Raw genomic sequence first — 8591 nt, forward strand, 5'->3', positions numbered from 1 at the left:
TGTTAATTTACAAATTATTTTGAATTTAAAATAGCATGATTACTTTTTTAACAGTTAAAATAATTCAGTAATAATTTTACTAATTGATTTTGCTTTGTTGAGAATCATAATGTGTGTTCCATTTTCTATTGAAATACAGTTATCAATATGTTTTATTGGGAATACATGGTCCTCAGTTCCGTGAATATGTGTACAGTTTTCTAGAGGTTTATCTTGTAGCCAATTTAAAACATTGTAAATAGCCCAAGTTAAATATGTTTCATTTCTAACAGATAAATACTCTTTGTATAATTTTACACGCTTTTCAGCAAAATTGCCAAAAGCATACACTGAAAACTCTTCAAAATTTGATATTTTTTTGGTAGGGAATAATTTATAAGCTCTTGTTTTTTGAATTAATTTTAATCGTTTTGGAAACTCGTTTGATGTTTTAACACTTGAAATGATGATTACTTTTTTAGTTTTTAAAAATTTACTCATTTCCTGAACCATAATTCCTCCAAAAGAAACTCCTACTAAAACAGGATTATTTTCAGTTACCAAATTTGCCATTCTTTCAGCATAATCTTCAATAGATTCTTTATCGGTTAAGGGAATTAACCATTCCAAATAATGCAGTTCAAATTTATCTTCTGGAAGTTGTAAATGTTCAAATATTTTTGAACTTGCAGCTAAACCAGGAACAAAATAGATATGAGTTTTAGAGTGTTTCATTAACTATTCATAATGTCTAAAATAATTGGTTTTAAACCACTAAAGAAAAATTCTACAGCTATAACCATTACAATTAACCCCATTAATCGCATCATTACTTTATTACCGGTTTCACCCAGTTTATCTGTAATTTTACTTGCGCCAACTAATATTAAATAAGTTAAAAATAGCACAAAAGCGATGACCGAAATTAAAACAACTTTTTGAGGTACTTCTTGTGCATCTTCCATTAAAATAATAGCATTGGTAATTGCTCCAGGTCCACAAATCATAGGAATGGCTAATGGTGTTATGGAAATATCATCAACATATGCATCAATTTTATCTTCATCATCAGTATGTTTTATAGTTCCTAATCTAGCTTGCAACATATCCCATCCCATTATAAAAAATATAAAACCACCAACAATTCTAAAACTGTGCACAGAAATTCCGAAGAAATTAAATAAAACTTGTCCGGAAAATGCAAATGCTAAAATTGTAAAAAAGGCAACCAATGTTGCTTTTTTTGCGGTTTGTTTACGTCGTTGTTTGCTTAATGAAGCTGTCATTGACATAAATATGGGCATGGTACCCAACGGATTTATCAACGTGAAAAACGAAGTAAAAACTAATATTGCAGTGGTGTATAATTCAAGCACAGTATTTAAATTATGTTTTTAAACAAAAGTAGGAACTTTTACCCAATCAAAGCGTACAATTCCATCTTCATCAATTTCAGTTAATTTTATTTGCTGAAGCGTGTTTACTAATTCAGGATTCCAAGGTGTTTTTACTTTTACGTAATTTTCAGTAAATCCGTGAATAAAACCTTCTTTGTTCTCACTTTCAAATAATACGGTTAGCTTATTTCCTAACTGACTTTCATAAAAAGCTCTACGCTTTTTAACAGACAATCCTCTCAACATTTTACTACGTTTTACACGTACTTTTTGAGGAACAATACCATCCATTTCAACAGCTTCAGTATTTGGTCTTTCAGAATACGTGAAAACGTGTAAATAAGAAATATCTAATTCGTTTAAATAATTATAAGTTTCTAAAAATAAAGCATCCGTTTCACCTGGAAACCCAATAATTACATCAACACCAATACAAGCGTTTGGCATTGTTTTTTTAATTTCAGCAACTCTATTATCATACGTTTCACGCAAATAACGGCGTTTCATTAATTTTAGTAATGCATCACTTCCGCTTTGTAAAGGAATGTGAAAATGTGGTACAAAACTAGTTGAATTCGAAACAAAATTAATAGTTTCATTGGTTAGCAAATTAGGTTCAATTGATGAAATTCGTAAACGATGAATTCCTTCAACACTATCTAACGCCTGTACTAATTCAAAAAATGTATGTTCGTGTTTTTTGTTTCCAAATTCACCTTTTCCGTAATCGCCAATATTTACACCTGTTAATACAATTTCTTTAATTCCTTTTTCTGAAATTTCTTTCGCATTTTGAAGTACATTTTCTAAGGTATCACTTCTTGAAATACCTCTGGCTAGAGGTATTGTACAATACGTACATTTATAATCGCAACCATCTTGTACTTTTAAAAAGGCACGTGTTCTATCACCAATTGAGTAGGAACCAACATAAAAATCGGCTTCTTCAATTTCGCAAGAGTGCACTTCTCCCATTTCATTTTTTGAAAGATCGTTTATATAATCGGTTACCTTAAATTTTTCGGTAGCACCTAACACCATATCAACACCATCAACGGCGGCTAATTCCTCAGGTTTTAATTGCGCATAGCAACCTATGGCAATTAAAAAAGCATTTTCATTTTGTTTTAAAGCCGACTTTACAATTGTTTTAAAACGTTTATCAGCATTATCAGTGACTGAGCACGTGTTAATTACGTATATATCAGCTTTTTCATCAAAATCAACACGGTCAAAACCTTCATTTTGAAAATTTCGAGCAATAGTTGACGTTTCTGAAAAATTTAGTTTACACCCAAGTGTATAAAATGCGACTTTTTTTTGTGCGCTCATTCTTGTACATTTATAGGGTGCAAAAGTACTGAAATTTATTTTTATAATATGATAAGAATCTATAATCAAAACGTGTGGACACCTATTTTCACAGGTATGACAGGTCAAATAAGTGTCATTCCTGCGCAGGCAGGAATCCATTGTACGTTATTGAGATTAATTAGGTAGGAACTCACAATAAGTGTATAAATGAAAACTATCCATCAATATTATGTATATATCCTAGCAAGTAAGATTCGAGGAACTTTATATATTGGAATTACCAACGATTTACAACGAAGAGTATACGAGCATAAGGTTGGGATTAAAAAAGGTTTTACTGAAAAATATGGAGTTAGTCTACTCATGTATTTTGAAATTTTTCAAAATGTGAGTGAAGCCATTGATAGAGAAAAGAATTTAAAAAATGGAAACGTGATTGGAAAATCAAATTAATAGAAGAGGAAAATAAACCTTGGATTGATCTTGCAAAAGATTGGTATGATGATATTTTGATTGATTAGTATGGATACCTGTTTTCACAGGTATGACAGCAAAAGAAAAACGTTTGTCATTTCTGCACCCGCCTTCGCGAGCACAGGCTTCGGTAGGAATTTATACCAAGTTTGTTACAATTCACAATTTACAGCGTTTGGATACCTGTAGCCTAACATATAACTGCGAATGCAACCTAAAAATATAAATATGAAACCGATTTTAGGAAGTTCAGTGAAAACCAAAATAAATAAAAAATAGTTGAACTACACCAAAACCACCTTATTATGCAGTAATTTTCACTTCAATTAAAACTGAAGATGATAAAGGTTATACTATTATGTCAAATAAAATGATTGAATTAGCAAAAGAACAAGAAGGGGTTTTAGGTATTGAATCTGCCAGAAATGAAGTAGGAATTACAGTTAGTTATTGGAATAGTTTGGAAGCAATTAAAAAATGGAAATTCAATATAGAACATTCAGAAGCTAGAGAAAAGGGGGAGAAGTACTTGGTATCAAAAATTTAAAGTTAGAATTTGTAAAGTGGAACGAGATTATGGGTTTGACATCTTCATTTAACATAAGTATAAAAGAAAAAGACATTTAACTTAATAAATGACGTTTTAAATGTTTTCACAACGGAATAATCCTTATTGTGAATTGCTTTCAAATTTGTACTTCAAATATACTATTTTTTCTAGATAAACTTTATGATAAATATCAACTTTTAAAAGTTTTTATTTTTATAAATTTAGTTTCTACAAAAAAAACGTTATGAAAAAAATACTAGGCCTAGATTTAGGGACTAACAGTATCGGTTGGTCATTATTACAAACAGACTTTAATAAAAAGGAAGGAAATATAATTGGTGTTGGAAGTAGAATTATTCCAATGAGTCAAGATGTTTTAGGGAAATTTGACTCAGGGGTTTCTATTTCACAAACAGCAGAAAGGACAGGATACAGAGGTGTACGAAGGTTATTACAACGAAATTTATTACGTAGGGAACGTTTACATAGGGTTTTAAATGTGTTAGGTTTTTTACCAAACCATTATGCCAATTCAATAGATTTTGAAAAACATTTGGGGCAATTTAAAGATAACACAGAGGTAAAACTTAATTACCGAAAAAATACAAAAGGGAAACACGAGTTTATTTTTATGGATTCTTTTAATGAAATGGTAAAAGAATTTAAAGCCAATGGACAAGAAATAAAAATCCCTTATGATTGGACGTTGTATTATTTGCGAAAAAAAGCATTGACCAAAAAAATAACCAAAGAAGAATTGGCTTGGGTTATTCTTAATTTTAATCAAAAAAGAGGGTACTATCAGTTGAGAGGAGAAGAGGAAGAGATTGTTGATGGTAAAACAAAAGAATATATTGCTTTAAAAGTAAAAGAGCTAATTGATTCGGGAGAAGTAATAAAGAAAACAGGAGATAAATTATATGATGTTGTTTTTGAGAATGATTGGAAGTACGATAAGCAAATTGTTAAAACAGAAAGCTGGAGTGGGAAAACAAAAGAATTTATAGTTACAAGTACTGTTAAAAAAGATGGAGAAATAAAAAGAACATTTAAAGCAGTAGATTCTGAACAAGATTGGATAGCCATAAAAACTAAAACAGAGCAAGATATTGAGTGTGCTAACAAAAGTGTAGGTCAGTTTATTTACGATACTCTTTTACAAAATCCTACACAAAAAATTAGAGGAAAATTAGTAAAAACAATTGAACGTAAGTTTTACAAAAAAGAATTTAAACAACTACTTGAAACTCAAATAAAATATCATTCTGAATTACTAAATAAAGATTTGTATGCTAAATGTGTAAACGAATTATATCCAAGAAACGAAGCACATCAAAACAATATTAAAGACAAAGGTTTTGAGTACCTTTTTATGGATGATATTATTTTCTATCAAAGACCTTTAAAAAGTAAAAAATCTACTATTTCAGGTTGTACTTATGAAACAAGAAAGTATAAGAAAACCATCATTGATAAATTAACCAAAGAGGAGAAGCAAATTTGGGTTAATGAGCCAATAAAAGCAATACCGAAATCACACCCTTTGTTTCAGGAGTTTCGGTTATGGCAATTTTTAAGTAATTTAAAAATTTATAAAATACAAGTCAAAGAAGATGTAGATATAACAACTGAATTATTAAAAACAGAAGATGACTGGGTAGATTTATTTGATTTTTTGAATGGAAAAAAAGAAATTGAACAGCATCAAATACTTAAATATTTTAGTGATTTAAAATTAATCTCAAGGCAAAAAAAAGATGATAAAAACTATCGATGGAATTATGTAGTGGATAAAAAATATCCTTGTAACGAGACAAAAACACAATTTATCACACGGCTAAAAAAAGTGAAAAATCTTGATGTAGATGCTTTTTTAACTCCAGAAATGGAGTATAAGTTATGGCATATTGTATATTCTGTAACAGATAAAAACGAGTTTGAACAAGCAATAAAAAACTTTGCAAAGAAAATAGGCTTAGATCAAGAGTCTTTTGAGAAAAACTTTTTAAAATTTCCGCCTTATAAATCTGATTTTGGAGCATATTCGGTAAAAGCAATAAAAAAATTAATTCCTTTAATGCGTAGAGGTAAATATTGGGCTGAAAGTGCTATTAATCAAGAAGTAAAAGATAGAATTGAAAATATAAAAGAAAGATTAGAGAGTATAAATTACGATGAAGAGGTTTTTAAAGAGGATAAACAAAATAAACTTCAATCTATATCTGATGATGAAATTCCAAAACAATTTCTTAAAAGCTTTGTAGTTTTTAAAGATAAGAACCATTTAGCAGGTTTAAATACGTACCAAGCCTGTTATGTGGTTTATGAAAGACACTCCGAAGCAGGTGATTTAATGCAATGGAGAACTCCACAAAATATTACTAATTATTTAAACGACTTTAAACAACATAGTTTAAGAAATCCTATTGTAGAACAGGTAGTTACAGAAACCTTACGTACAGTACGTGATATTTGGTTGCATTATGGGAATAGCGAAGAAAATTTCTTTAATGAAATTCATATAGAGTTAGGTAGGGAAATGAAAAACCCAGCAGAGAAACGTAAAAGAATGTCTGCGAAAGTTTCTGAAAATGAAAATACCAACCAACGTATAAAGGCCATACTTCAAGAATTAAAAGACGGAGGTGTTTCTGAGGTGAAACCATATTCCCCAAGTCAGCAAGAAATTTTAAAAATATATGAAGAAGGTGTTTATCAAAGTATTGATGTAACCGATGATATTGAAAAAATAAGAAAAAGCACTTTACCAACAAAAGCTGAAATTTATAAATATAAATTATGGCTAGAGCAAGGGTATATTTCACCATATACTGGACAAATTATACCTTTAAGTAAATTATTTACGCATCAATATGAAATTGAGCATGTGATACCACAATCTCGCTATTTTGATAATTCCTTAAGTAATAAAGTAATTTGTGAAAGCGAAATTAATAGAGATAAAAGTAATATGACTGCTTACGAATACATCCTTAAAAAAGGAGGAAGTATTGTTGATGGGATAAAAGTATTAAGTAAAGAACATTATGAAAAACATTGCGAAAACTATTTTAAAAAGAATAGAACCAAGCTTAAAAACCTATTGAGTGAAGATGTTCCTGAAGGTTTTATCAATAGGCAACTAAACGATAGTAGATATATTAGCACATTGGTAAAGGGCTTGCTAAGTAATTTAGTAAGAGAAGACAATGAGAAAGAAGCCACTTCTAAACATATTGTACCTGTTACGGGTGCTATTACCTCAAAATTAAAACAAGATTGGGGCTTAAACGATAAATGGAACGAGCTTGTTTTACCACGGTTTATACGCTTAAATGAGTTAACAAATACCAATAACTTTACAGCTAAAAACACCAACGGGGTTATTATACCAACAGTACCCAACGAGCTTTCTAAAGGGTTTAATAAAAAAAGAATTGACCATAGGCATCACGCTTTAGATGCTTTAGTAATAGCTTGTTGTACCAAAAAGCACACTAATTATTTAGGAGCTTTAAATACCGAAAATAAAAATTTTGGATTAAGAGATGCGCTATTAATAAAAAACAAAGAAGGTAATTACACCAAACATTTTTTAATGCCTTGGAGCAACTTTACCTCTAATGTAAAAACTCATTTAGAAAAAACCGTTATTAGTTTTAAACAAAATACACGTGTTATTAATAAAACCAATAATAAAACAATGCAATGGGTAGAAAAAGAGGGGCAATGGAAAAAACAGCTAGTACCACAAAACAAAGGTGATAATTGGGCAATACGTAAACCAATGCACAAAGAAACGGTAGCAGGTAAAGTTACATTAAAACGCGAAAAAGGTTTAGTAAACTTGAATTTAGCTATTGTAAATTATAAAATGATTGTAGATAAAAGCATTAAAAATAAAATTAAAGTTGCTTTTGTTTTGTTTGATAACAATGTAAATAAAGTAAAAGCACACTTTAAAAAGAACCCAATTAAAGTAGCAGATAAAGAGTTGAAGAAAATAGCTATTTACGAGAATATTGAAGCTACGGCAACTCGTACAGCTTTAACCGATAAATTTACTCGTAAACATTTGGAAAGTATTACAGATACAGGAATTCAAAAGATATTAGAAAATCACATAAAAAATTATGTTGATGAAAATGGCAAAGAAAAATTTGATGTAGCTTTTTCTTCTGAAGGAGTAGAAGAATTGAATAAAAATATTGTTGAATTAAACGGAAATAAAAAACACCAACCTATTTATAAAGTAAGACTATATGAAGTAGGTAGTAAATTTAATATTGGATTAAAAGGAAATAGAAAAGATAAATATGTAGAAGCTGCTAAAGGAACAAATTTATTTTTTGCCATTTACCAAGACGAAGCGGGGAATAGAAAATACGAAACTATACCTTTAAATGAAGTGATAGAGCACCAAAAACAAGTAGCACACTTATCTAAAAACGAACGAACAGAAATACCTGTAAAAAATGTGTTAGGTTCAAAAGGGAAAGAAATACCAGTGCAATTTTTGTTCTCACTATCACCAAACGATTTGGTGTATGTTCCAACAAATGAAGAACTAGATAAACCTACAACCGTTAATTTTAATAACTTAAGTAAAGAACAAGTTGAAAGAGTATATAAAATGGTGAGTTCTAGCAGCAATCAATGTTTCTTTTTAAGAAATGATATTGCAACCTCAATTTGGAATAAGAAAGAATTTTCTGCTTTAAACAAAATGGAAAAAACGATTGATAATAAAATGATAAAAGGACTCTGTTGGAAACTAAAAGTGGATAGGTTGGGTAGTATAGCACTAGCAAAATAAAAAAAATGCATATAACACTTACTAGGTTTTTAAAACCTAGTAGGTGTTTACTCTAAGGGTA

General features: G+C 29.7%; 6 protein-coding genes. 3 read left to right on the forward strand and 3 right to left on the reverse strand.

Annotated features, from left to right (window positions below; translation table 11 throughout):
- Positions 1-54: 54 nt before the first annotated feature.
- The 3 genes from GQ540_RS02390 to mtaB are packed head-to-tail and all read right to left on the reverse strand — an operon-like array spanning position 55 to position 2708.
- Positions 55-714 carry an alpha/beta hydrolase gene (locus tag GQ540_RS02390; RefSeq protein WP_291796773.1) on the reverse strand — a complete coding sequence of 220 codons (660 nt, stop codon included), beginning with the start codon at positions 712-714 and terminating at the stop codon, positions 55-57.
- Complete coding sequence (locus tag GQ540_RS02395) at positions 714-1355, reverse strand: MarC family protein (RefSeq protein WP_291796776.1); 642 nt, start codon at positions 1353-1355, stop codon at positions 714-716. Before GQ540_RS02395 ends, GQ540_RS02390 begins: the two co-directional genes overlap by 1 nt.
- Before the next feature lie 18 nt (positions 1356-1373).
- Complete coding sequence (gene mtaB / locus GQ540_RS02400) at positions 1374-2708, reverse strand: tRNA (N(6)-L-threonylcarbamoyladenosine(37)-C(2))-methylthiotransferase MtaB (RefSeq protein ID WP_291796780.1); 1335 nt, start codon at positions 2706-2708, stop codon at positions 1374-1376.
- 189 nt (positions 2709-2897) lie between these two features.
- Here mtaB and GQ540_RS02405 point away from each other — a divergent pair, with 189 nt between their 5' ends.
- From GQ540_RS02405 to cas9, 3 genes are all read left to right on the forward strand, one after another.
- Complete coding sequence (locus tag GQ540_RS02405) at positions 2898-3143, forward strand: GIY-YIG nuclease family protein (protein ID WP_367205892.1); 246 nt, start codon at positions 2898-2900, stop codon at positions 3141-3143.
- A gap of 379 nt (positions 3144-3522) precedes the next feature.
- Entirely contained in the window at positions 3523-3711 is a 189-nt protein-coding gene (locus GQ540_RS02410) for an antibiotic biosynthesis monooxygenase (protein WP_367205894.1), read from the forward strand.
- A gap of 247 nt (positions 3712-3958) precedes the next feature.
- Positions 3959-8530: a type II CRISPR RNA-guided endonuclease Cas9 gene (gene cas9, locus GQ540_RS02415; RefSeq protein WP_291796783.1), complete on the forward strand. Its 4572-nt coding sequence runs from the start codon at positions 3959-3961 to the stop codon at positions 8528-8530.
- Positions 8531-8591 lie beyond the last annotated feature (61 nt).

This window comes from Lutibacter sp., assembly GCF_013139515.1.
Lineage (GTDB): Bacteria > Bacteroidota > Bacteroidia > Flavobacteriales > Flavobacteriaceae > Lutibacter.

Coding starts and splice junctions, on each gene's coding strand:
- GQ540_RS02390 (WP_291796773.1), bottom strand. CDS start 714: ATGAAACACTCTAAAACTCATATCTATTTTGTTCCTGGTTTAGCTGCA.
- mtaB (WP_291796780.1), bottom strand. CDS start 2,708: ATGAGCGCACAAAAAAAAGTCGCATTTTATACACTTGGGTGTAAACTA.
- GQ540_RS02405 (WP_367205892.1), top strand. CDS start 2,898: ATGAAAACTATCCATCAATATTATGTATATATCCTAGCAAGTAAGATT.
- GQ540_RS02410 (WP_367205894.1), top strand. CDS start 3,523: ATGTCAAATAAAATGATTGAATTAGCAAAAGAACAAGAAGGGGTTTTA.
- cas9 (WP_291796783.1), top strand. CDS start 3,959: ATGAAAAAAATACTAGGCCTAGATTTAGGGACTAACAGTATCGGTTGG.